Genomic DNA, 23,065 nt, shown 5'->3' on the forward strand with positions numbered 1-23,065 from the left:
CCGTGGGATTCTTTAGCAGCAGAAAAGAAGCGCCGGTTCGCCGTCAGCCTTCGGAAGCTGTCCAAGATGCAATCGCGCAGGGTATCAGCTCTCGGCACAAGATTTGCGAAATCACCGGCCTGCAGCGTGCAACGGTCGACCTCATCCTTGACCGCATGGAACTCACCGGCCAACTGCGACGGGAGTCCCTCGGTGGCATGTGCCCGGGCGGTGGTTGCTCCAACTGCGGAATGTCCGACAGCGGTACGTGTACTGGTAGCAGCTCCAATAGCGGACCTGTTGCACTTGTGTTGACGCGCAGGCCGCATTCCGCAGCCTAGGTCTCGGTCTGGCCACGGTATTCTCCGCACACAATGCGGAGAATTTGCCCTGTCATGCGACAATGGCAGCTAGTATGACGAATTTTTCCAACAACTTTGATGAGGTCAGCGACAACACCTCGCAGCAAGAGAGCACCTCGCACGAGATGGACGACTTTTTCACAGGCGCTATCGATGACGGTGAAGCCACCGATAGCGCCTCGGGGGATGTGTTCGCTGCGAACGTCGGCACGCATGGGGAACCTACTGTCGGTGATTTGGATTTGGAGGCGCGTTCCTCTCTGCGACGCCTGACCAGGTCGGCCACCCACACCGACTCCGAAGGGGTGATGGTCGAGTACCGTCAGCTCCGCCTGGAACGCGTTGTGCTGCTCGGTGTCTGGACATCGGGAACGCTGCGGGAAGCTGAAGTGGCGATGGAAGAACTCGCCGCCTTGGCCGAGACAGCCGGTTCGGAAGTTTTAGAGATGGTGCTGCAGCGCCGCGATAAGCCGGATCCCGGTACTTATGTGGGGTCGGGAAAACTCAATGAGCTACGCGACATTGTTGCTTCCACCGGCGCCGATACGGTCATCTGTGACGGTGAGCTGTCGCCCGGTCAATTGGTCGCTCTGGAGGACCGTCTTGATGCCAAGGTCATTGACCGCACCATGCTGATCCTGGATATCTTCGCGCAGCATGCGAAGTCCAAGGAGGGCAAGGCGCAAGTCTCGCTGGCACAGATGCAGTACCTCTACACGCGTCTGCGTGGTTGGGGCGGCAACCTGTCACGTCAGGCAGGTGGTCGCGCGGGTTCCAACGGCGGCGTGGGGCTGCGTGGACCGGGTGAAACCAAGATTGAAACTGACCGTCAGCGACTGCGCCAGGACATGGCGCGGATCCGCAAGGAATTGGCGGGTATGAAAACGGCGCGTGCGATTAAGCGTGCCCGTCGTAAGGCCGGGCACCTGCCGCGCGTCGCGATTGTCGGCTACACCAATGCGGGTAAATCTTCGCTGCTCAACGCACTGACAGGCGCTGGTGTGCTGGTAGAGGACGCGCTGTTCGCAACGCTGGATCCGACGACGCGCCGCACCAAGCTTCGCGACGGACGCACGGTGATTATGACCGATACGGTCGGTTTTGTTCGCCACCTGCCGACGCAGCTCATTGAAGCTTTCCGCTCGACCTTGGAAGAGGTACTCGAAGCAGACGTCATTATGCACGTCGTAGATGCTTCGGACCCATTCCCGCTTGAGCAGATTAAGGCCGTCAATAAGGTCATTAATGAAATCGCGGAGGAAGAAAAGGCTGAGATTCCGCCAGAGCTGCTCGTGGTCAACAAGGTGGATAAGGCCGATGGCATCACCCTGGCTCAGTTGCGCCACCAACTCGATGACGCGGTCTTTGTCTCTGCGCGGACAGGCGAGGGGATTAGTGAGTTAGAGACCCGCCTCGAGCTTGCCCTCAATGAGTTGGAGTCTCACGTTCAGATGTTGATTCCCTATGACAAGGGCAATATTGTCTCTATGCTGCACGAGGACGCGACCGTTCTCTCAGAGACATGGACAGAGCAGGGCACTCAGATGGATGTCCGACTGCCCACGAGCCTGGCTAATGAGCTGTCGGCATACCACATCGAGCCCGCAGCAAGCACAGAGTTCATGGCTGAATCGGATATGGAAAAGCACATCGACGCGGAGTTTAGCTAATTCGGGCGGTTACAGAGCCCGGACGGCTCTGTAACGAAGGCAGGATTCGTCGCGGGAATCGCGGTGGGTATCCACTAGCATTACAACCATGAATTCTACTTCTGACGCGGAGGCCCAACAGGCAACCTCCGCAACTCCACCGGCTGAAAATGCCGAACGCGGCCGTCTTTTTCGTTGGGATATTCACGGTGACGGTCGAAAAATCGCTCCAGGAGCTGTGGTTGCTCCGAACGAACGCCTTGATTGGCCACGCACAATTGGCATCGGCGCACAGCACGTCATTGCCATGTTTGGAGCAACGCTCCTGGTTCCGTTGTTGACCGGCTTCCCGGTCAACACCACGCTGTTGTTCTCGGGTATCGGCACAATTGTCTTCCTGCTGATCACCCGAAATCGCTTGCCCTCGTACCTCGGTTCGTCGTTTGCCTTCATTGCACCGCTGACCGCGACGCAGGCGCAGGGCATTGGTGTTCAGCTCGGTGTCGTGCTCTCCGCCGGTATCGCGCTCATGCTGGTTGGCTTCGCGGTGAAGTTCGCCGGCAAGCGGGTGCTCGATGCGGTAATGCCCCCTGCAGTAACCGGCGCCATCGTCGCCCTGATTGGCCTTAACCTGGCTCCTGCCGCCACAGAGAACTTCGCCACTCAGCCGCTGGTTGCTTTTGTCACCATGGCCTCTATTATTCTCGCGACCGTGGCCGGTCGCGGTATGGTCAGCCGCCTGGGCGTTCTCATCGGTGTACTAATTGGCTGGATTTTCGCTGCCGCCACTGGAAACCTTTCGCCAGAGGCTACTGAAACTGTCGGCAATGCCGCGTGGATTGGTCTGCCAGCATTCCATGCTCCCGAGTTTCACTTCAATGCCATGTTGATTGGTCTGCCCGTCATTGTCGTGCTGATTGCGGAGAATGTCGGGCACGTTAAGGCTGTCGCGGCCATGACCGGTCGAAACCTCGATGACATTGCTGGCGATGCGCTTATCGCAGACGGCCTTGCCACTACCATCGCAGGTTCTGCTGGCGGTTCCGGCACCACCACCTACGCTGAGAACATCGGCGTTATGGCTGCCACCCGCGTGTACTCGACTGCCGCTTATTGGGTTGCTGCTTTCACCGCAATTGCACTGGCGTTCATTCCAAAGTTTGGCGCACTCATTTTGACCATCCCCACCGGTGTGCTCGGCGGAGCAACGATGGTGCTCTACGGCCTAATTGGTCTGCTCGGCGTGCGCATCTGGATGGACGAAAAAGTCGACTTCAACAACCCGGTAAATCTCACCGCGGCGGCCACCGCGCTGATTGCAGGTATCGGCAACCTCACCCTAGACATTGGTTCACTGACACTGGAGGGCATTGCTTGGGGTTCGGTCGGCATTATTGTCGGCTACCCAATTTTGAACTGGCTCTACAACCGCGTTGGTGAGAACCGCTCATAGCTCACCCGGTGTGGGCAGCTATAAGCTCTTTTATCTTTAATCACTCAAATCTTGGGCGATGAGTTCTACAATTGCCTCTACTGCAACTGCGTTGGTGCTTGTCACAGTGACCTCGTCGCCGAATTCTGCGCCCAGTGCCATGAGCATCAGCGAAGATGAAGCATCCGCTGGTTCGTTATCGGGTTCAGGCGAGTCGACGAGCTCGACCAGGATTTCTTCCTGAAAACGGGCGGCCCGCTCAGCGATAACTGTTGCAGGGCGGGCATGAATGCCCACCTTGGATCCGACGTGGACATGTTGCGTAACCATGCGGGCGGCACCCTGCCTTTCTGCCTATCGAGTTTCTCGACCCCCTGTCTGAGCTTAATCGCTTGCCAGCGTGGGATGTGGAATGTTGGGTGAAATTTGCTGAAATGCTCGAGCAAATTAGTCGGCCAAAGCGGTAAAAACTACGCTTCTGCTGGAATGCCTGCCCTTGTGGTTTGTTCGTCGGTGGCGATCTGCCGCGGCCAAAAGCTCTTCGCTAGCACGATAAGCACAGCTGCCACGGCGCTGCCCACAACAATCGCGGCAAGCCACGCAAATGGGCTGTCAATTGCAAAGATGACGAAGACACCTCCGTGAGGAACCCGCGTAGCGGCGCCCAACGCCATCGAGGTGCCACCGGTAATAGCTCCGCCAACCACAATTGAGGGAATAACGCGCAGCGGATCGGCTGCTGCAAACGGAATAGCGCCCTCCGAAATGAACGCCGCGCCAAGCACCCAACCAGCCTTACCGTTTTGACGCTCTGCGGAACTGAAAAGCTTTGGTCGGATCATTACGGCCAACGAGGTTGCTAGCGGAGGTACCATGCCCGCTGCCATCACAGCGGCCATAATTTTCCATGATGCTGGGTCTGCAGAGGCAGCGCTTGCGACAGCAAAAAGGTAGGCGGCCTTGTTCACCATGCCACCCATGTCTACGCACATCATTGCGCCAAGAAGGCCACCGAAGAGGAATGCCGTCGTTGTATTCAGTGACTGTAGCCACTGCTGCAACGTTGCCATTAGCCACGCCAACGGCATGCCGAGCAGCAGATACATCGTGAGCCCAACGACCATGGCACCGAGCATCGGAATCACTACGACGGGCATAAGAGGCCGTAGCCAGTCTGGGACTTTCAGCCTCAAAAGCAAGGCCACTACGAGACCTGCCAAAACGCCTGTCGCCAAGCCTCCGAGGAAACCCGCGCCAACAGTGATTGCAATGGCACCACCGATGAAGCCAGGGGCAAGACCAGGTCTGCCGGCCATGCCGAAGGCGATATAGGCACTCATGACTGCAACAATGACCTGCATGCCGTGATTACCGATGGCGAAAAGTGCTGACCCTAGATAGGTCCACAGCCCCCCTCGATCAATCAGGACCGGGCCGTAATCGCGGGTCGGGATAGAAACCGGAGCTCTCAAGCCCATGATTTCCGATATGCGGAAGTCCCGAGTCACTACATCAGCCACCAACCCAATTTGATGGCCACCGACCAGAAATCCCAGAGCAATCAACAACCCCGAGGCCGCCACAAACGGCACCATGTAGCTGACGCCGGTCATAATCGCATCACGGATCCAGTGCCCGAAACTCTTTTCCCCACTTAACGACAATCCCCGCGCCCCATCCTCGCTGGTCGTTTGGGGGCCTTCGCTTGCTGTGGCTGTACTAAAAGCGCCATTTTTCGCGCTGGCTTCCTGACTGTGGTCGCCCGTAGGTTCTTGCGCCTTGCGGTCATATGCCCGAATGCGTGACTGTTCTGCCATCGCTTTCGCTTGCTCAATGACTGTAGTTGGCTCATTCACTGCCTTCCGAATGGGAACCTTGAGCTGCGGCTTATCGCCAAAACGCTTCAGCCCGGTAACTCCGATGTCGGCTGCAATCACCACTACGTCGGCACGCTGGACCGCATCAGTGGGTGCTTCCTGCGTACCCGCAGAACCCTGTGTCTCTACCGTTAATGTGACATCAGCCATGCCTTGTGCTGCGCCCGTAAGAGCCTCGGCCGCAAGGTAGGTATGAGCGATGCCTGTAGGACATGCTGTGATGGCGACGATATGTGTATTTGTCTCAGTATTTTTCGCCTTACGACGAGGCGCTTTGGTTATGTGCTCACCAATAATTCGGGCGGCCTCTGAATCACTTTCGGCCCCGCGCAGGGCCGCGCGGAAACTTTTGTCTCGCAGTGCCTTGGCGAGTGCTGCCAGAATATCGACGTGGACTTCACTACTACTTGTTGGCACCCCAATGAAAAAGAGCAGATCGGCAGGACCATCAGGAGTGGTGAATTCTGTTGCGCTGTCTAAGCGAGCGAACAACAGAGTCGGTTGCGTCCAGTCCTTATGACGGCAGTGGGGGATAGCAATCCCACCTGGTAGACCGGTCGGAGCCTTTTCTTCGCGTTTCAGAGCGGCTGCGACGATATCGTTCCGGTCAGTGGCACGGCCGGACTTTACTGCACTGTCAATGAGGTACTCAAGAATCTTCTCTTTTGTCGATCCCACATTGAGATCCAGGAACACTGTCGACTCATCGGCCAACTGTGATGCAATAGTGGAGAAATCAGCCGAGGAAGACATTGGGCCTCTACAGTTCCTTATCTAGGCATCGAGCTGCCATGATTGGCCAGCATCGGGATGAACCTGCTCTGGATAGGGGATAGTCGTACCGGGAAGACTGGTCGCAGCTGCGCCGTAAGCCACGGCGTTGGCGAGTGCATCTTGGTAGCTGTCGCCCCGTTGACGAGCCATAACGTAACCGGCCAAGGCGCAGTCGCCGGCGCCAACGGTCGATTGCGCAACTATGGATGGTGATGTGGCCGCGAAACAGCTGCCCGACTTTACTGACAGCACAGCTCCGGCTTCACCTAGGGTTGCCAGAACTTCGGGAACTCCAAGTTCGTTCAGGGTCCGAGCCGCCTTTGCGACCGGGAGGTAATTACCCTCAGCTGCCGCTGCTTCAAGTGCCGCGCCGTCCTCATCGATGATTTGGCCGAGTTCGTAGGCATTCGGCTTCATTAAGAACGGTTGGACCTTCGGGAAAGCACGAACGACTTCGGTCAATGGACCGTCGCTGGTGTCCATTGCGATACGTGCTTCTGGATTGACCGAATATATGGCTTCGGTGCATTGGACGTAAAAATCTCTCGGGACACCAGGAGGCAGGGAACCGGCAAAGACTACCCACGTTGCACGCTTGGCATGGTGGATGAGTTTCTCCAATACGCGCCGACGGTGTGCCTTTGTCAGAGTCATACCAGGGGAGTTGAGTTTGGTTGTCGTTCCGTCGGGCTCTGCAAGCGTGAGGTTAACGCGGGCCTCATTTGTCGTGTTAATGGCATCGTGGGGAATGCCAGAGACCTCGAGCAGACGCGAGAACTTACCGGAGTCCGATGCTGGATAGAGCGCGAGCGTGTCCTCGCCCGCGTAGTGGAGCGCCTTAGAAACATTAATGCCCTTGCCGCCGGCCATGTCCTCAGACATAGGTAGGCGGAACACACCACCTCGCTTGAGCTCAGTGTCCAGCCGGGCCAATCGGTCAATCGACGGATTGACAGTAAGCGTCAAGATCATGGAGCCACCACAACCTCGACACCGTGCTCCCTGAGGTCATCAACAAACTGTTCCGGTGCAGAAGAATCCGTAATAACTACATCGATATCTTCTAATGCTGCAAAACTGACAAGGAAGTCACGGCCGAGTTTCGTGGAGTCCGCCATAACAATGACTTTTCGCGCGTTCGTAATCATTGCGCGCTTTACCGCTGCCTCTTGGGGGTCCGCAGTGGAAAGGCCATGATCAATGGTTAGAGCATTGGAACCGATAAAGGCTACATCTGCTCGCATCACAGCAAGTGTACGAAGCGCGGTGTCACCGGCGACGGCCTGGGTAATGACGCGAACTTGGCCTCCGAGGAGTTGGAGCTCAATGCGGTTGGAACCGGCGAGCGTGATGGCGTTGGGAAGGGAGTTTGTTACCACTGACCAGCGGCGGTTATCAGGGGAGTGGACCATCAGCTCGGCAAGAGCCTCAGTAGTTGTACCGGCGTCGAGGAAAATTCCACCGCCAGACTCAGGGAGGAAATCGGCAGCGAGGCGCGCAATGGAAAGCTTTGCGTCCTTTTGTGCGTTCTTTCGGGCGGCAACGGAGAATTCAACAGTCTGGAAGGAGCGGGTAGCCACCGCACCACCGTGTACGCGGTGAACTGCACCTTCTGCATCAAGTTGAGCAAGGTCGCGCCGAATTGTTTCAGCTGTGACGTCAAAAGCCTCCGCAAGATCTGCGACCGTCACACGTCCTTCGACCGCTGTCAGTGACGCAATCTTTCGGCGGCGTTCTTCTGCGTACATTCCCGCTCCTTAGCTGTTAAAAAAACGTCAGCCTTACTATCCCCTTCAAGTATGCCCGTTTATGTCTGTTTCGGGCAATGAAGATGTGGGAAATTAAAGACTGCGTAAGACGCTCACGACCTTGCCGAGAATCCGGGCATGTTCTGCGGGGAGTGGATCAAAGGCGCGATTATGCGGCATAAGCCACTTGCCAGCAGCATCTTCATGCCATTCCTTGACTGTTGCCTCATCCTCAAAGAGGGCCGCTACGAAGTCACCTTGTTCGACCACTTCTTGAGAGCGGACAACCACCCAGTCTCCATCGAGGATGCCGGCATCGACCATGGAGTCGCCCACGACCTTAAGCAGGTAAAGCTGGCCACTGCCTGTAATTTCCATCGGGAGAGCCATGTGACTTTCCACATGCTGCTCCGCCAAGATTGGGTTTCCGGCTGCGATCTGGCCAACGACTGGAACGAAGATTGGTTCCGGCATATCCTCCGGCATTTCAGGAGTCTGAGTGCTGCCAGTAGCCTTTGGTCCTGGCTTGACTGGAGTGAAAGTGCCAGCCGAGGACTTAGTATCCCGAACGTTTACTGCACGCGGTTTGTGTGGATCCCGGCGGAGGAATCCTTTCTTTTCCAGTTCCTTGAGTTGGTATGCCACTGAAGAAGTGGAGTTTAACCCGACGGCATCGCCAATCTCGCGAATGCTTGGTGGGTAGCCACGAAGAACTACGGCATCCGAGATGACATCGAGGATTCGACGCTGGCGGTCGGTGAGGGTCTTAACATTCGCTTTCTTCTTCTGAGCCATGGAACTTCCCTTCTCAAACTCTTTCGAATAAATCATAACCTTAAACTGTTCGAACCGTCGAGTATCGAACGGGGAAAACCGTTAAGTTGTGAGAAATTTCCGCACATCCTTCGAGTACGGGGGTAGTTGCGAAGTGTAAATTCGAAAATAAATCCGCATACCGCTAGACAATTTTCGAACATGCTGTTATAAATCGAACATAGCAATGCGCTCGAACGACTGTTTGATAAACAGGGCTCTTATGAATCGTTCCTATCCGCCCTTGGGCATAGTCTCCACAGCGTCGGAAATGTTCGTACAACTCAGATGAACTCTCAGCGGGATTCGCTGAGAGAGACAACGTTGGAAAGGGAGAAACACAATGTTAACTGTTGCTATTGCACCGAGTGTCAACAGCTCATCCAATCGTGGCTTTTCTCAAGTTTCTGAGGTCTCGACTCGGTCTGGGCGGGAAACTCCGTTGGTATGGGGCGAACGAAGTGCTTCTCGTACTCAAGACATCGTCAGGCCTGGTCAGCATGCCCGAGTTTCGGGGCGCGGTAATAGCGTTGTTTCATCGCGTCGCTCAAGGTCGGATAGTTCACGCCCAAGTCGTGAAACAGTCAATTACGGCCGACCGGCGCTATCCATTAGTAGGGCACAGCAGCCACTTCGCCGAGACATCTCTGCGGGCGCTAATCTGACGCGTCTGATGTCTGTGTGGGCACTGGGGATTGGAATCTTCTTTGGCCTCTTCGGCAGCATCATTTTTGCGCAGGGCCAGAGTGAAGCCGTCGAAGCTACTTTCACACCCACATACGCTTCCTACTCCGCGCAATAGCCCATCGTCCGTTCAGCGGGGAGGTTGGACGTAGACTGGGAGGCGTGCATTGCCAGTTTTGTCATCATGAGCAGACTCGGGTCTTGGACTCACGGTTAATAGATAACGGCATGGGTATTCGTCGTCGCAGGGAGTGTGTCAACTGCGGAAAGCGTTTTTCCACAATAGAACGCTCGCAGTTGATGGTCGTTAAACGTGACGGAATTCCCGAGGAATTCAACCGCGAAAAAGTCATTCAAGGTGTTCGTCGCGCGTGCCAAGGGCGTGAGGTCTCAGAGTCCCAGTTGAAGAAGCTCGCACAAAAAGTAGAAGAGAACCTGCGCGAGAAGGGCACGCCGCGGGTGGACTCAAATGATATCGGTCTCGCCATCCTTGAACCATTGAAAGAATTGGATGAGGTGGGTTACCTCCGGTTCGCTTCCGTCTACAAGTCATTTTCTTCGGCGGATGACTTCGTCCAGGAAATCTCCAGCATGCGCAAAGGAAAGAAACCACAGGCGCATGGCAAGGAAACGGAGATGCCTTAGCGCAGCTTATCCACACGTTTTTTTACTCGGGTCAGGGAAACACTGTGGGCTGTTCCCAAACGCTGGGCAAAGAGGCTGACGCGTAGCTCTTCGATAAGCCACTGAATATCCCGAACTTCCGCGGAATGCGCTCGCCCCTTGGGCAGCCGCTCGAGTTTTGCAGCTAAGTATTCACGAGCCTCAGTAACCTCATCTTCACGGTCCGCATCACGGTCGGGATCGCGGTTCATTTCCTCAAGGCGAATCTCCATCGCTTGTAGATAGCGTGGCAAATGACGCAGGTGCTGCCATCCGTGCTTGGCCACCGCTCCCTTGGGGAACATGAACCCCAGCTGGCGACGCATATCGTCAATAGCATCGCCTTCCCACTTATCCAGCTGATTAGTCACCGAGACATAGGCCGGCATGGCCTGTGCGATGCCGACAACCAACTGGCGTACCCCCGAGGCGACACCGGAGCGAACCTGTTCAAGTAGCTTGTTGAATTCTTCCGGGGATCGTACCGGGCCACCAGTAGCTATCATGCGATCGCGGATTACTGCGACGCGGCAGTCTTCGACAAGTCCATCTGCGCCGCCATGTGGCCACGCATCCACACCAACGCGTTGCTGAAGTGGAAGTCCCTTAGTCATCTGTGCAGCGTTGACAGGGCATTCGCGCAACAACATAGTCAGGTTGGTAGTTGCCAATGTGGCCTCGGCCTGGGCCTTAGTTGGTTTGACTTCGACGGCCACGCCATCCTTAGTGGTCACAAGCGTCGGATACATGGTGACCGATTGACCGTCGACAGTACTTTTGACTGTCTCTGCCACAGTGCCGAGATTGTCCGAAGTCCATTTCTTCACGGCTTCGTGGGCTGCAGACTTTGCACGCTTCGAAACGGCAGTCGAGACAGTTGCCGCGTGCTTAGCGCGCAAGGGGGCGAGATCACGGCTCTGATCGACAATCTTGCCGTGTCGGTCGATAACCGCATAGTTAAAGCGCAGGTGCGCTGGCAGCTTGGACGGGTCAAAATCAGCTCCATTGATGCCGGAGCCTCCGAGTCGTCGTAAAGCATCGGCGAAAACATCAACGAAGCGCCCTGAATACGGCGTCATTGTCTCCAGCGCGCGGCGTGCGAAATCCGGGGCGGGGACAACTGACTTACGCAGAGCCTTCGGGAGAGTGCGAATATAGGCTTCTGCGAGCTCGGCGCGCAGACCGGGAACCTGCCAGTCGAAGCCATCTTCACGCAGACCCGCCAGGAGAGGAACCGGGACGCGAAGGGTTACGCCGTCATCAGGAGCTCCCGGTTCGAACTTATAGGACAGCGAGAAATCGACGGAGCCCTGCTGCCACATTTCGGGGAAGGCATTGTCATCGATATCGCCGGCATCCGGATTGAGCAGCTTGTTCGGATCGAAATCGAGGAGATTCGGCTGCTTGGGTTTAGTCTTTTTCCACCAGCGGTCAAAATTGGCTGCAGTGGTAATGGAAGCGGGCAACTTGGAGTCGTAGAACGCGTAAAGAACATCGTCGTCGACGACAATCCCGCGGGACCGCTGCTTTTCCTCGATCTTCGCAGCTTCGGCCAGCTTGTCTTGGTTGTTCTTGAAGAACTCATGATGAGTGTTCCACTCGCCGTCGACAAGTGCGCAGCGGATGAAAATAGAGCGTGCGGCATCCGCATCAACACGGTGATAAGGCACCAGTCGGTCAACGACTACGGGCACGCCGTAGAGCGTCGACTTCTGGTAAGCCATAGCCGCACCGCGTTTAGCCGACCAGTGCGGTTCCGAGTACTGATGTTTCAGCAGGTGAGGAGCCACCTTTTCGACCCATTGAGGCTGAATGGTGCCAACGTTTCGAGCGAAAGTTCGAGAAGTTTCGACGATCTCCGCAGCCATCACCCAGCGGGGTGGATTCTTCGCCAGCGCGGAAGAGGGGTGAATGAGGAACTTAGTGTTGCGAGTGCCAGTGAATTCCTTACCCTCGCCCTCACGGGTACCAATCATGGACAACAATCCCGGGAGCAAGGACTTGGCAACCTCCTCGGGATTGTCAACACCACTGGTCGAGCTGCGGGCCGACAGACTCCAGCCCAGCTCAGCAGTTGCCTGATGGAGCTGACGCACCAAATCCTGCCACTCTCGAACACGGAGGTAGTGCAGGTATTCGCGCTTACACATCTTGCGGAATTGGTTGCCGCTGAGCTCACGGCGCTTTTCTTCCAGGTACTCCCAGAGTTTCAGAAGGGAGTTGAAGTCGCTGGTGGTGTCTTTAAATCGGGCATGCAGCTGATCTGCTTGAGCCTGGAACTCAAGCGGACGTTCTCGGACATCCTGCAGCGACAAAGCAGCGACGATGACGGTCACAGCACCAAGCGTGGTGTTTTCGTAGCCCTCAACCAGCATGCGGGCAAGCCGCGGGTCGACTGGAATCCGGGCAATCTGTCGGCCAATATCGGTCAGCTCGGGAGCACCAGAGCTGGTGCGAGAACCGGTACTGGAACCCGAGCCAGACCCCGACGAAGTGGTAATGGCTTGCAGTTCAGTAAGCAGGTTGATGCCATCACGTACTGCTTTATGCTCCGGCGGCTGCACAAAGGGGAAGTCCTCAATCGCGCCAAGCCGCAGCGAAATCATCTGCAGCACAACCGATGCGAGGTTGGTGCGCAGAATCTCCGGATCCGTAAACTCCGGGCGAGAGAGAAAATCCTCTTCGCTGTAGAGACGAATCGCCACACCATCAGCCACGCGACCACAGCGGCCCGAGCGCTGATTAGCGGACGCCTGACTGATGTCCTCGACTGGCAAGCGCTGCACCTTCGTGCGGGTGGAGTAGCGCGAAATGCGCGCGGTGCCAGTATCGACGACGTACTCGATACCCGGCACCGTCAGCGACGTCTCCGCGATATTGGTCGCCAGCACAATGCGGCGCCCGGAGTGCGGAGTGAAGATTCGATGCTGCTCTGCATTAGATAGCCGACCGAACAGCGGGACGGCTTCCACACCCTTCCAGTGTTTACCCTCGATGGCTTCGGCAGCTTCCCGAATCTCTCGCTCACCCGAAAAGAACACCAGGATGTCGCCGTCGCCAAGCCCCATGAGCTCTTCACACGCAGCAATAACACCATCAATCTGCTCGATAGCGACTTCCTTTTCCTGACCATTTTTCGCAACGACGGTCTGCACCAGCGGGCGATAGCGAATTTCCACCGGGTAGGTGCGTCCTGACACCTCGATGATGGGCGCAGGGTGCTCGTCGTCAGGCGCGAAGTGTCGAGCGAACCGTTCCGGATCAATCGTCGCCGAGGTGATGATGACCTTAAGGTCTGGGCGTTGCGGCAAAATATGCTTCAGATATCCCAGCAGGAAGTCGATGTTGAGGCTGCGTTCGTGCGCCTCGTCGATGATGATCGTGTCGTATTCGCGCAATAGGCGGTCGCGGCCAATTTCGGCCAGCAGGATACCGTCGGTCATCAGTTTGATGCAGGTGTCCTTGCCGACACGGTCATCGAAACGCACCGCATAGCCGACGTGCTGACCAATCTTTTCGCCCAGCTCATGAGCAATGCGCTCCGCCACCGAACGCGCCGCGATACGACGCGGCTGCGTATGACCAATCTTGCCGCGCACACCGCGCCCCAGCTCGAGGCATATTTTCGGAATCTGCGTAGTCTTACCAGAGCCGGTCTCACCAGCAATAATGACGACCTGATGGTTCTCAATTGCCTCGGCAATGTCGTCGCGGCGTGCAGACACAGGTAACTGCGCCGGGTAGGTGATGCGAGGAATTGCTTTACGACGCTCTTCTAACCGCTCCAGCGAAAATTCGAGGTCTGCAGAGATTGCAGACAGCGCCTTCGGCGCGGATGCTCGCTTCAACCGACGTCGGAAGGACTGGGCCTCCCGAATCGGCAGTTGGTCAGCGAGCTGGTAGAGCTCCTTCTTACGTGTGTCCTTGGCAGGCCTGTTAGTGCGCTGCGACCTGGCGGAATTGCGGTGTCCGGAAGTGCGATGTCCGGTTCGGGTACGGGGAGCTGGGTTGTCAGAACGGTCAGGAGTAGTCATGGTTGCCTACTAGATTAGCTGTGTCTGTGTAGACAACCCACATCTACGTTGATTGCGCGGTGCTCGAGCGGGGCCAGCGGCGGCGGAAAGCTGCTTACTTAGCTGCTGCTAGCTCTTCTGCAACTTCCTTGCAGTCTTCGCGACCACAGTGCTGAGTCTCGGTGTGTTCCCAGCATTCATCGCAGATAAGCACCTGTCGGCGGCAAGTATCTTCGTTGATGCAGTTCTGGAAGGTGTTGGTTGGCTTTCCGCAGTGGACGCAGTGACCGAGCTGTACGTAGTCCTCGTCTTCGATGCCGTCGCCGAACTCCATGTGCATACGTTTATCGAAGACATACAGGGAACCTTCCCATAGCCCCTTATTGCCGAACTTTTCGCCGTAGCGGACGATACCGCCGTCGATTTGGTAGACCTCTTCGAAACCACGGTTTTTCATCAGCGCAGAGAGAATCTCGCAGCGAATACCGCCGGTGCAGTAGGAGATAACCGGCTTATCCTTCATCCAGTCGTATTTGCCGGATTCCAGCTCATCGATGAAGTCGTGTGTGGTCTTTACGTCCGGGACGACGGCGTTCTTAAACTTGCCAATTTCTGCTTCCATGGCGTTGCGGCCATCGAAGAAGACGACATCGGCGCCGCGTTCCTCGACTAGTTTATTTACCTCTTCCGGCTTCAAATGCGTGCCGCCGCCAATGACACCGTCAGCATCGACCTTCAGTTCACCTGGAGCGCCGAAAGCGACAATCTCGTCGCGAACCTTGACAGAGAGCTTTGGAAAGTCATCAGCGCCACCTTCACTCCACTTGAATTGCATGGAGCGGAAAGCGGGGTATTGCTTTGTCTTCTTGATGTACTTCTTACACGCCTCAAGATCGCCGCCGACGGTGCCGTTGATTCCGTGCTCGGAGACCAGGATGCGGCCCTTGAGACCTAGTGATTCACAAAGATCGCGCTGCCATAGCATGATGGCACGAGGATCGGATAGCGGGGCGAACTGGTAGTACAGAAGAATCTTGCTGATGCTCACGGGAACTATTCTAGTCAGCTCGCCCAGTTATCCTATTTTGGCCGTGAGCTGTGGGTTTGGTTCTGGGCTCCGCTGCTCGGCCCAGTCAGCACTCCGAATCACCTAGTGCTTCTGATAGAGAGCCTTCTTCTGGTACTTCGGCTCAGAGGTGACTAGGACACCCAGGTTGCGGAAGATAGTCTCGTCCACGCTGCCAAGAATCGTGGTGGTGTGGACATCGCAGTTTCGCAGGTTCTTGAGTTCTGCAAGAGCTGCGCGGGCATCGTCGCTGGTCGCCGCCGACACAGAGAGGGCGATAAGGACCTCGTCGGTATGCAGGCGCGGGTTTCGGCTGCCCAGGTGATGCGTCTTGAGTGTCTGGATAGGCTCAATGGCAGCAGGGGAGAGCAAGTGCAGGTCTGGGTCGATATTGGCGAGCTTTTTGAGCGCGTTGAGGAGCATCGCCGCCGAGCATCCGAGTAGTGCGGAGGTTTTGCCGGTAATAATCGTGCCGTCGTGCAATTCGATTGCACTGCCAGGCGCACCGGTTGCTTTCTCAATCTCGAGTGCGCGTGCCACGACTCTACGCGCGGCGGTCGAAACGTTCGCCTTGCTCATAATCATGGCAATGCGCTGTGAGACTTCGTCGTCCGTGCTGTTCTTGTGCTCATCGACAAGCGCCTTGTAGTAGCGGCGGACAATCTCCTGATTGGAGGCTTCACGGCACACTTCGTCATCGTCGATGCAGTAACCGGCCATATTCACACCCATGTCCGTCGGCGATTTGTATGGCGACTCGCCCGCGAGCTTCTCCAGCAGCGTGCGAAGCAGGGGGAATACCTCGACATCGCGGTTATAACTGGTGACCTTGGTGTCGTAAGCAGCTAGGTGGAAGGGGTCGATGAGGTTGATGTCGTCGAGATCTGCCGTTGCCGCTTCGTACGCCAGGTTTACCGGATGCTCGAGCGCTAGATTCCAGATGGGGAAAGTTTCAAACTTCGCGTAACCGGAGCGGATCCCGTGCTTGTGGTCGTGGTAAATCTGCGATAGGCAGGTCGCCAGTTTCCCGGAACCAGGGCCCGGAGCTGTGACTACCACCAAGTCCCGTGTCGTCTGCACCCACTCATTGATTCCAAAGCCAGTCTCGCTGACAATCTTTTCGGTATTCGTCGGATAGCCCTCGATGGTGCGGTGACGGATTACGTTCAATCCGAGTCGCTGCAGGCGCGCGATGAAGTTGTTCGCCAAAGCGTTGTCGTCGGAAAGCTGCGTGACGACGACGCTGCCGACAACAAACCCGCGCTCACGGAAGACATCGACGAGACGCAGCACATCGTCTTCGTAGGTGATGTCGAGGTCGGCGCGCACCTTGTGACGCTCCAAATCCTTGGCATTGATGCAGACCATGATTTCCACATCGTCTTTGAGACGGTCGAGCATGGCTATCTTGTTATCTGGCGTAAAGCCGGGCAGCACTCGCGATGCATGCATGTCATCAAAGAGTTTGCCGCCCATTTCGAGGTAGAGCTTGCCGCCTTCACCTGCGATTTCTTCGCGCCGCTTCTTAATATGAGCGGATTGCATTTCGATGTACTTCTCGCGGTTAAAACCGACAGCCTGAGCCATGGTGACCTTTCTGAAGTTGTGCCTGCGGGGAGCTCGCTAGAGACGGCGAAATTCTACCGTGTCCATGGTAGTGATACCGCGTTGCAATTGCCGTATCGGCTACTGTGTGCGTCGCCACGATTGAGCTTGTGTAGGTATGGCTAGACGCCTAATTGGGTGCCAGGCGCTTAATTCGACTCGTACTTTCGGCCTTCTAACTTTGCGATATCCTGGCCTCACGTATAGTCCGTTATACGCATCATTCAAATATATTCGACAATTTGGCAGGAGCTATCTGCTTCATGAGCAATCCAAACGACCCTTATAGCAACAACGATTCTTACGGCGGTGATTCCGGGGACAGTGAGTCCCAAGACAATGGTTCGCAGGGGTATAACCCCTATAACTATGAGTCTGATGCTCAGTCCGGACCACGTGGACCGGAGGATTCACCGCAGTGGAATCAGGCCTACGGCCAGGAGCAAGCGTATGGAGACCTTCCGGCCTACGGAACTGGTGAGCCAAGCCACAACTACGGTGGCCAGGCCTATGGTGCGGAGTCAAGCTACTGGCAGCAATCGGCTGGAGGAAATGCGGCAGCCGGCGCACTTGCCCCTGGAGTCAACATGCCCGGTGGAGATGAGCCACCGGTTAAGCCTGTAGCACAGGGGCCGGCGAAAGTGGACATTGGAAATGCGTTTTCTGCTGCGTTCCGCAGTCTAAACAGCAATTTCGGTTCTTGGCTTGGCATCATGCTGACGTTCTTCGCTCTGCTAGTCGCCCTGATTGTTGGCGCAGCGGCAATACTTTTCGTATCTGGCGACTTTGACCCAGATTTCGAACCTAACAACCCAGGTGATGTTCCGTTTGAGGATCTAGGGTCAATGTTTGCGACTGTCGGCGCGATGGCACTACTATTTGTCGTGGGCATGTTCGCGATGCAGATATTTATGATGCGCGGCGCATTTGAAGCCATTGATGGTCGAGTACCGAAGTACGGAACTTTCTTCCGCGTCAACCGGTGGGGATCTCTAATCGGTGTCTACATCGTCACTTTCTTGGTGGGACTGCTCGCCACGCTTCCGGGTTTGGTGCTTTTCATCGCTGGTGCAGCTCTGTCAGCCAATGGCAGTGAGGCTGCTGCCGCGATGATTCCAGTGGGCTACCTGGTTGTGTTGGTGATGTCGGTCTTCATGATGCCAATCACAGCGACTATGCCGCTTCTTGTTTTCGATGGTCGAGCAACAGCGCTTGAATCGCCGGTTGTCGCTTGGCGTCTGGTGAAGCCTCAGTATTGGACGATGCTCGTTGCATTGATTCTGACATCGATTGTTTCTTCTGCTGGTGCACTGCTCTTCTACATCGGCATGCTGTATACAGTGCCACTGGCTGTCTTGGTTCAGGTTCACATCTATCGTCAGCTCATCGGTGGCCGTCGAGTAGTAAACGAAGTGCAGGAAAATCCGGGCTACTACCCTCCACAGCAGTAAGGAGGTTTTGTAGGGGGGGGGAGGATTACGTAGCGGATAAAAAGCCATAAGAGCGACAGAAGCGCCCGAAGAACCAACTAGGTTCCTCGGGCGCTTCTGTCGCAGGCAAATCTGCGAGGCGAGGGAGCTTCGGCCGACAAGGCCGAAGTAGGTCCCAAATATTTAGCGGGCGGCCTCAGCGAAGACAGCCTGTGCAACGCCAGAGACGGTGCCGGCAATCTTCACAGCTTCCCAGACCTGCTCCTTGGTCAGACCAGCATCGCGGACGACCTGTGCGTGGGAGGTCACGCAAGCTTCACAGCCGTTGATGGCGGAAACTGCCAAAGACCACAGCTCGAAGTCTTCCTTCTCGACACCAGGCTTGGAGATGATGTTCATGCGCAGGCCGAACTTGACCTGTGCGTAGTCATCACCGAGCATGTGGCGAGTGCGGTAAGCAACGTTGTTCATGCCCATAACGGTGGCCGCACCAAGTGCAGACTCGAAAGCCTCGTCAGACAAGTGCTCCTTGGCTTCCTCAGCAATCTCGGAGAAAACGGTCTCGTTGCGGGTTGCAGCAGCGGATGCGAGCAGGGTGCCCCACAGCTGCTGTTCAGAGAGTTCCGTAGACCGGGTGAGAGTACCAAGGTTCAGCTTCATGTCCTTGGCGTACTCCGGCAAACCGGAACGAAGGTTGTCAATGCTCATAAGAGTTACTTCAGCTCCTGCTTCAGAACATCCATCTTGTCGATGTTCTTGGTCGGGTCATTCTTCTGCCAGTTACATGCGCAGACCTCTTCAGACTGAAGAGCATCGAGAACACGCAGAACCTCGTCGACGTTACGGCCCACAGCATCCGGGGTAACGGAGACGAACTGGATAATTCCGTCCGGATCGATGATGAAGGTAGCGCGGTCTGCAACACCGTCAGCGTTCTCGACACCGAGTGCACGCATCAGGTCGTGGCGGATATCGGAGAACATCGGGAACGGGATGTCCAGCAGTTCCTCGTGGGTTGCACGCCAGTTGAAGTGAGAGAACTCGTTGTCGCCGGAGCCACCGAGAATAACGGTGTCGCGATCCTCGAACTCTTCGTTCAGCTTGCCGAAAGCAGCAATCTCAGTCGGGCAAACAAAGGTGAAGTCCTTCGGGTAGAAGAAGACGACCTTCCACTTACCCTCGTAGGACTCGTTGGTCACCTGCTCGAAGTAGTCATCCGGAGAAGAAGCGTTTGCATCACGCAGGTTGCCGCCCTTGAGAGCGGTGAGAGAAAACTCGGGGAACTTGTCGCCAACAGTCAAAATTGCCATGGAATCCTCCTGAATGTATTCCTTCTGGGGTCACACACCATTATGCCTATGGATCCCCAAAGCGTCAAGAGGAAAAAGTTAATAAGCTCGTGTAGGCTTATAGGTATGCGTAATAGAGATTATCGGCCCACTTTGCCTCAGTTACGTGCCTTTGTCGCGATTGCCGATACCGGTCACTTCGGCCAAGCCGCTGCTCGTCTCGGTATTTCACAGCCCAGCCTCTCCCAGGCGCTTTCCACTCTTGAACAGGGACTTGGAGTCCAGCTTGTGGAGCGATCGACTCGCCGAGTGTTGGTGACGCCACTCGGTCGCGGTCTGATTCCATATGCACGCCAAGCATCTGAAATCGTTGATGAGATTGTCGCTCGCGCCTCTGGTCGTACCGATGATTTGTCAGGGCCACTGTCCATTGGCGTCATCCCCACCGTGGCTCCATACGTGCTGCCCAACTTCCTTCGATTGGTCCGTGACGAGGTACCGAACCTTAAGCCGCGGATTGTCGAAGAGCCGACTGAGCGCCTCATCGAATCACTGCGTTCCGGCACCATTGACGCCGCCATCATGGCACTGCCTTCCGACGTTCCGTCTTTTGAAGAGATTTACCTGTACGACGAAGAGTTTTACATCGTCGTCCCCGACGATCATCCATTGGCCGGTAAGGAAGATGTCAAACTCGAGGCGCTCAGGGAATTGGACTTGCTCCTGCTTGACGACGGGCATTGCCTGCGCGACCAGGTTTTGGATATCTGTCGCAAGGTCGACGCTCTCCACGGCGAAGCCTCCAGCATGGAAACACGATCGGCATCCCTATCGACTGTTGTCCAGTGCGTCGCTGGTGGGTTGGGGCAGTCACTCGTACCGGAGTCAGCTGTGAAGATTGAGGCTGACCGACCGGGGTTGGCTATTGCGCGCTTCGAAGGTCCGACACGTCCTGGACGCACCATCGGGCTGGTACACCGGGCGTCGTCGGTACGCGGCGGTGAGTTCAACCGGATTGCCGAACTGGTACGGCAAGCTTACAAGGACGCTGTTACCTAACGATTCATGGTGCAGGGAAAGTCTTCGTGAAGGCGGCTTTCGTGCAAGAAGCAAACAAAGACCGGGCTGGAACCACCAGCCCGGTTTTTGCATCTACCCCTGAATGATGCGCAGCGAAGCCAGCCTGACTTCGCCGTATTCATCAGAGGCAGCCAAGTCAACGTCTGCTTCAAACCGCCAACCGTGATCGCCCTCAGGATCATCGAGTATCTGGACCACACGCCAGATTCCCTCGCCAGCTTTGCGGTTGATGGAAATCATATCGCCGCCACGAGCCTTGGCATCGATGCCAATGTCGTCATACTCGTCGAAGTAATCATCCATTGCCGCGGGCCAATCCGGTGCGTCATCAAGGTAGTTATCCAGGTCAGCAAGCTCTTCCTCCTTCTCAAAGGCAAAGAGCTGCACGTGGCGGAACATAAGATTTCGAACCATCCGGGTGAAAGCGCGTTCGTTTCCAGTCAGTGGCCGTGATTCATCGTTGCCGAAAGCCGCTTCCTTGAGAGTTTCCTCGTCCAACGGCTTGTCTGGGTCGGCCATTTGCGCCCATTCATCGACGAGGGAGTTATCCACCTGCACAACGAGCTCGCCGAGCCACTCCACGATGTCGCGGAGCTCCTCGTTAGCGGCCTCCGGTGGGAGAGTGTGTCGCAAGGTGCGCCAGGCATCGGTGAGGTAGCGCAGGAAAATACCCTCGGAGCGGGCAATTCCGTATTCAGACACGACGTCCGAGAACGTCATGGCCTTTTCCACCATCTCGCGCACCACTGATTTGGGAGACAGCGAAAACTCACGCACCCACGGGTGACCTTGAGCATAGGTGTCGAACGCGCCCTCCAGCTCGTCGGCAAGCGGCATGGGCCATGTGATGTCTTCGACAATGTTCATACGTTCGGTGTAATCGACGCCCTCGGCCTTGAGTGCGGCAATTTCTTCTCCGCGAGCCTTCTTTTGCTGTGCAATGAGCAGTGGGCGAGGATCTTCCAGAATCGACTCGAAGACGCTGATGACATCGAGTGCGTAGTTCGGGCTGTCCTTGTCCAGGAGCTCGAGCGCCGCAATCGCAAAAGGCGACAGTGGTTGGTTGAGCGCGAAGTCACGCTGCAGTTCCATTGTCAGTTCGGGGCGGCAGTCATCGCCCTCGCCATGCGTGACGACGATTCCCGCGTTGACCAGACCGCGGTAGAGCTCGATTGCAGTCAGAATCGCCTCGTTTTGTTGGTGGCGGGTGTCGTGATTGGTGCGCAGCAAATGACGCATGTGTTCGTAGGTATCGCCGCCGCGGGCAATCACGTTGAGGAGCATGCCGTTAGTAACAGCAAAGCGGCTGGTTAGCGGCTCTGGCGGCTGAGACACGATTTTGTCGAAGGTCTTTTCCGACCACGTCACTTCGCCCTTGGGAACGGACTTTAGGCGCAGTTTTTTCAGTTTTGCCTCGTCTTGGCCTGCGCGGCGACGCAACTTGGCGTTTTCGATTTCATGCTCAGGGGCCTCCACGACGACAGTGCCCTCGGTGTCATAACCAGCGCGGCCGGCGCGTCCAGCAATCTGGTGGAACTCGCGCGACTTGAGAATACGGCTACGACGGCCATCGAACTTGGCCAATCCAGTAATCAGTACCGTACGAATAGGCACGTTGATTCCGACACCAAGGGTGTCAGTGCCGCAAATGACCTTCAACAGACCTGTCTGCGAAAGGCGTTCGACGAGGCGACGGTACTTCGGCAGCATTCCCGCGTGGTGCACGCCAATGCCTTGGCGCACCAGCTTGGAAAGAACTCGACCAAAGGCTGTCGTAAACCGGAAATCGCCAATCTCTTCGCGAATCCGCTCCTTTTCTTCCTTTGTTAGCAGTTTCAATCCAGTGAGCGCCTGCGCCTGCTCAGCTGCTTGACGCTGAGAGAAAAAGACGACATAAATCGGGGCTTTGCCGGATTCCAAGAGCTCTGCCAGCGTGTCATGAACTGGCGTATAGACATAGTGGAAATCCAGCGGCACCGGGCGTGTCGTACCCGTAACGAGGTTGACGTCGAGCCCCGTGCGTTCCTTCAAATCGGTCTCAAACTTATGAGTGTCGCCGAGAGTGGCCGACATCAGTAGGAATTGGCACCGGGGCAGCTCGAGCAACGGCACCTGCCATGCCCAGCCGCGGTCAGGGTCCGCGTAGAAGTGGAATTCATCCATAACCACCTGGTCAATATCGGCATCGGCACCGTCGCGCAGAGCAATATTGGCGACAATCTCCGCGGTTGCACAGATGATGGGAGCGCCACCATTGACCGTGGCATCGCCGGTCATCATACCGACGTTCTCTGCGCCGAAGACCTCGCAGAGGGCAAAAAACTTCTCGCTGACCAACGCCTTAATCGGCGCGGTATAAAAGCTGCGCTGTCCGCGGGCAAGCGCACAGAAATGGGCGGCGATTGCAACCATCGACTTACCCGAACCTGTCGGAGTGGCGAGGATGACATGGTCGCCACCAGCAAGACCAATTGCGGCCTCTTCCTGCGCGGGGTAGAGCGTTATGCCTTGAGCCCTGGTCCAGGCAATGAATGAGTCCATAATCGCATCATCGAAAAGGGACTCAGGAACCTCAGCTAGGTCGGGAAGCATTTCAGATAG

General features: G+C 56.3%; 18 protein-coding genes. 7 read left to right on the forward strand and 11 right to left on the reverse strand.

From position 1 onward, the window contains the following. Positions 1-2 precede the first annotated feature (2 nt). From Q0U90_RS05040 to Q0U90_RS05050, 3 genes are all read left to right on the forward strand, one after another. A complete protein-coding gene (locus Q0U90_RS05040) occupies positions 3-320 on the forward strand; it encodes a FeoC-like transcriptional regulator (protein WP_297452361.1) in 318 nt (105 codons plus the stop codon). 74 nt (positions 321-394) lie between these two features. After that, the gene (gene hflX / locus Q0U90_RS05045; protein ID WP_297452363.1) at positions 395-2,011 is read left to right on the forward strand and encodes a GTPase HflX; all 1,617 of its coding nucleotides are present in this window, start codon (positions 395-397) and stop codon (positions 2,009-2,011) included. Positions 2,012-2,099: 88 nt separating this feature from the next. Then, positions 2,100-3,443, forward strand: a complete 1,344-nt coding sequence (locus Q0U90_RS05050; RefSeq protein ID WP_297452365.1) for a solute carrier family 23 protein — start codon at positions 2,100-2,102, stop codon at positions 3,441-3,443. Between the two features lie 36 nt (positions 3,444-3,479). Here Q0U90_RS05050 and Q0U90_RS05055 read toward each other — a convergent pair whose 3' ends face one another. From Q0U90_RS05055 to lexA, 5 genes are all read right to left on the reverse strand, one after another. Beyond that, positions 3,480-3,752 (reverse strand): HPr family phosphocarrier protein, encoded by a 273-nt coding sequence (locus Q0U90_RS05055; protein ID WP_297452367.1) that lies wholly within the window; start codon positions 3,750-3,752, stop codon positions 3,480-3,482. Between the two features lie 140 nt (positions 3,753-3,892). Continuing rightward, complete coding sequence (locus tag Q0U90_RS05060; RefSeq protein WP_297452369.1) at positions 3,893-6,052, reverse strand: fructose-specific PTS transporter subunit EIIC; 2,160 nt, start codon at positions 6,050-6,052, stop codon at positions 3,893-3,895. Between the two features lie 21 nt (positions 6,053-6,073). Further along, positions 6,074-7,045: a 1-phosphofructokinase family hexose kinase gene (locus Q0U90_RS05065; RefSeq protein ID WP_297452370.1), complete on the reverse strand. Its 972-nt coding sequence runs from the start codon at positions 7,043-7,045 to the stop codon at positions 6,074-6,076. Then, positions 7,042-7,821, reverse strand: a complete 780-nt coding sequence (locus Q0U90_RS05070) for a DeoR/GlpR family DNA-binding transcription regulator (RefSeq protein ID WP_297452371.1) — start codon at positions 7,819-7,821, stop codon at positions 7,042-7,044. Before Q0U90_RS05070 ends, Q0U90_RS05065 begins: the two co-directional genes overlap by 4 nt. 93 nt (positions 7,822-7,914) lie before the next feature. Beyond that, positions 7,915-8,616: a transcriptional repressor LexA gene (gene lexA / locus Q0U90_RS05075; protein WP_297452412.1), complete on the reverse strand. Its 702-nt coding sequence runs from the start codon at positions 8,614-8,616 to the stop codon at positions 7,915-7,917. A gap of 691 nt (positions 8,617-9,307) precedes the next feature. Between lexA and Q0U90_RS05080 the strand changes: the two genes are divergently transcribed. Next, a complete protein-coding gene (locus tag Q0U90_RS05080) occupies positions 9,308-9,436 on the forward strand; it encodes a hypothetical protein (protein WP_297452372.1) in 129 nt (42 codons plus the stop codon). 44 nt (positions 9,437-9,480) lie between these two features. Further along, on the forward strand, positions 9,481-9,963 hold the full coding sequence (nrdR, locus tag Q0U90_RS05085; RefSeq protein ID WP_297452373.1) for a transcriptional regulator NrdR: 483 nt from the start codon (positions 9,481-9,483) through the stop codon (positions 9,961-9,963). Here the strand turns inward: nrdR and hrpA are convergent. The 3 genes from hrpA to Q0U90_RS05100 all read right to left on the reverse strand — a co-directional run bounded on the left by hrpA (position 9,960) and on the right by Q0U90_RS05100 (position 16,647). Beyond that, positions 9,960-14,015 (reverse strand): ATP-dependent RNA helicase HrpA, encoded by a 4,056-nt coding sequence (gene hrpA / locus Q0U90_RS05090; protein WP_297452374.1) that lies wholly within the window; start codon positions 14,013-14,015, stop codon positions 9,960-9,962. The genes nrdR and hrpA overlap by 4 nt on opposite strands. 94 nt (positions 14,016-14,109) lie before the next feature. Then, a complete protein-coding gene (locus Q0U90_RS05095; RefSeq protein ID WP_297452375.1) occupies positions 14,110-15,042 on the reverse strand; it encodes a rhodanese-related sulfurtransferase in 933 nt (310 codons plus the stop codon). Positions 15,043-15,144: 102 nt separating this feature from the next. Continuing rightward, the gene (locus tag Q0U90_RS05100) at positions 15,145-16,647 is read right to left on the reverse strand and encodes a DUF1846 domain-containing protein (RefSeq protein WP_297452376.1); all 1,503 of its coding nucleotides are present in this window, start codon (positions 16,645-16,647) and stop codon (positions 15,145-15,147) included. Positions 16,648-16,928: 281 nt separating this feature from the next. Between Q0U90_RS05100 and Q0U90_RS05105 the strand changes: the two genes are divergently transcribed. Beyond that, on the forward strand, positions 16,929-18,116 hold the full coding sequence (locus Q0U90_RS05105) for a hypothetical protein (RefSeq protein WP_297452377.1): 1,188 nt from the start codon (positions 16,929-16,931) through the stop codon (positions 18,114-18,116). Between the two features lie 162 nt (positions 18,117-18,278). On the opposite strand, the gene Q0U90_RS05110 is transcribed toward Q0U90_RS05105, so the two are convergent. Both Q0U90_RS05110 and Q0U90_RS05115 read right to left on the reverse strand, forming a co-directional pair. Further along, positions 18,279-18,803 carry a carboxymuconolactone decarboxylase family protein gene (locus Q0U90_RS05110; RefSeq protein ID WP_297452378.1) on the reverse strand — a complete coding sequence of 175 codons (525 nt, stop codon included), beginning with the start codon at positions 18,801-18,803 and terminating at the stop codon, positions 18,279-18,281. A gap of 5 nt (positions 18,804-18,808) precedes the next feature. Continuing rightward, complete coding sequence (locus tag Q0U90_RS05115; protein ID WP_016422637.1) at positions 18,809-19,405, reverse strand: peroxiredoxin; 597 nt, start codon at positions 19,403-19,405, stop codon at positions 18,809-18,811. Positions 19,406-19,510: 105 nt separating this feature from the next. Between Q0U90_RS05115 and Q0U90_RS05120 the strand changes: the two genes are divergently transcribed. After that, complete coding sequence (locus Q0U90_RS05120; protein ID WP_297452379.1) at positions 19,511-20,443, forward strand: hydrogen peroxide-inducible genes activator; 933 nt, start codon at positions 19,511-19,513, stop codon at positions 20,441-20,443. 93 nt (positions 20,444-20,536) lie between these two features. Here the strand turns inward: Q0U90_RS05120 and Q0U90_RS05125 are convergent, their stop codons facing one another. Continuing rightward, complete coding sequence (locus Q0U90_RS05125; protein ID WP_297452413.1) at positions 20,537-23,056, reverse strand: DEAD/DEAH box helicase; 2,520 nt, start codon at positions 23,054-23,056, stop codon at positions 20,537-20,539. Positions 23,057-23,065 lie beyond the last annotated feature (9 nt).

The sequence above is a fragment of the uncultured Corynebacterium sp. genome, assembly GCF_946998835.1.
In the GTDB taxonomy this organism is placed as follows: Bacteria; Actinomycetota; Actinomycetes; order Mycobacteriales; family Mycobacteriaceae; genus Corynebacterium.

Bases quoted from the DNA above. Each gene is read 5' to 3' on its own strand.
- hflX (WP_297452363.1), top strand. From the start codon at position 395: ATGACGAATTTTTCCAACAACTTTGATGAGGTCAGCGACAACACCTCG.
- Q0U90_RS05050 (WP_297452365.1), top strand. From the start codon at position 2,100: ATGAATTCTACTTCTGACGCGGAGGCCCAACAGGCAACCTCCGCAACT.
- Q0U90_RS05055 (WP_297452367.1), bottom strand. From the start codon at position 3,752: ATGGTTACGCAACATGTCCACGTCGGATCCAAGGTGGGCATTCATGCC.
- Q0U90_RS05060 (WP_297452369.1), bottom strand. From the start codon at position 6,052: ATGTCTTCCTCGGCTGATTTCTCCACTATTGCATCACAGTTGGCCGAT.
- Q0U90_RS05065 (WP_297452370.1), bottom strand. From the start codon at position 7,045: ATGATCTTGACGCTTACTGTCAATCCGTCGATTGACCGATTGGCCCGG.
- Q0U90_RS05070 (WP_297452371.1), bottom strand. From the start codon at position 7,821: ATGTACGCAGAAGAACGCCGCCGAAAGATTGCGTCACTGACAGCGGTC.
- lexA (WP_297452412.1), bottom strand. From the start codon at position 8,616: ATGGCTCAGAAGAAGAAAGCGAATGTTAAGACCCTCACCGACCGCCAG.
- Q0U90_RS05080 (WP_297452372.1), top strand. From the start codon at position 9,308: ATGTCTGTGTGGGCACTGGGGATTGGAATCTTCTTTGGCCTCTTCGGC.
- hrpA (WP_297452374.1), bottom strand. From the start codon at position 14,015: ATGACTACTCCTGACCGTTCTGACAACCCAGCTCCCCGTACCCGAACC.
- Q0U90_RS05100 (WP_297452376.1), bottom strand. From the start codon at position 16,647: ATGGCTCAGGCTGTCGGTTTTAACCGCGAGAAGTACATCGAAATGCAA.
- Q0U90_RS05105 (WP_297452377.1), top strand. From the start codon at position 16,929: ATGAGCAATCCAAACGACCCTTATAGCAACAACGATTCTTACGGCGGT.
- Q0U90_RS05110 (WP_297452378.1), bottom strand. From the start codon at position 18,803: ATGAGCATTGACAACCTTCGTTCCGGTTTGCCGGAGTACGCCAAGGAC.
- Q0U90_RS05115 (WP_016422637.1), bottom strand. From the start codon at position 19,405: ATGGCAATTTTGACTGTTGGCGACAAGTTCCCCGAGTTTTCTCTCACC.
- Q0U90_RS05120 (WP_297452379.1), top strand. From the start codon at position 19,511: ATGCGTAATAGAGATTATCGGCCCACTTTGCCTCAGTTACGTGCCTTT.
- Q0U90_RS05125 (WP_297452413.1), bottom strand. From the start codon at position 23,056: ATGCTTCCCGACCTAGCTGAGGTTCCTGAGTCCCTTTTCGATGATGCG.